The organism is Paracraurococcus lichenis (assembly GCF_030657435.1).
GTDB classification, from domain to species: Bacteria; Pseudomonadota; Alphaproteobacteria; order Acetobacterales; family Acetobacteraceae; genus Paracraurococcus; species Paracraurococcus lichenis.
Window position 1 is genome coordinate 1 of record NZ_JAUTWS010000449.1, and the last position, 540, is coordinate 540.

A 540-nucleotide genomic window follows, 5' to 3' on the forward strand; every position below is an offset into this window, starting at 1 on the left:
TTTGGCCATCAATGCCCGCGACGCCATGCCGGAGGGAGGCCTGCTGACCCTCTCGGCCGAGAATGCCAGCAGCGAAGCCCTGCCAGATGGCGCCCGTGGCGGCCTCCCGCCCGGCGACTACGTCGCCCTGTCGGTGTCGGACACAGGGACCGGGATGACCGAGGAGGTGCTCGCCCGCGCCTTTGAACCGTTCTTCACCACCAAGGCCGTCGGCCGCGGCTCGGGGCTCGGTCTATCGCAGGTCTACGGCTTCGCGCGGCAGTCCGGCGGTACGGTCGCCGTTGTCAGCCGACCGGGCGAGGGCACCCAGGTCACGATCTGGCTGCCGCGGGCATCGGGAAATGGCCTAGAGCGGCTGCCGCCGTCCACCCCGGAGGGGCGGGTAGCATGACAGTGCGGCGTTGGGCGACGGCCACGAACACCCTGCGGATGTTGCCGACACGTAGGGTGCCCGGAGCTGCGGCAGCTGCATCGCCGCACGGCGCCACGCTTCCGAACCTTCAAGTCGTGCTCGGCGACGACCGGCCTTGCCACCCCATG

The 540-nt window shown here is 70.6% G+C and carries 1 protein-coding gene; it reads left to right on the forward strand.

Features of this window, described 5'->3' with window-relative positions:
* Positions 1–391: ATP-binding protein (locus Q7A36_RS40745; protein WP_305109476.1), on the forward strand; the 391-nt coding region annotated here is incomplete at its 5' end.
* Between the last annotated feature and the right edge of the window lie 149 nt (positions 392–540).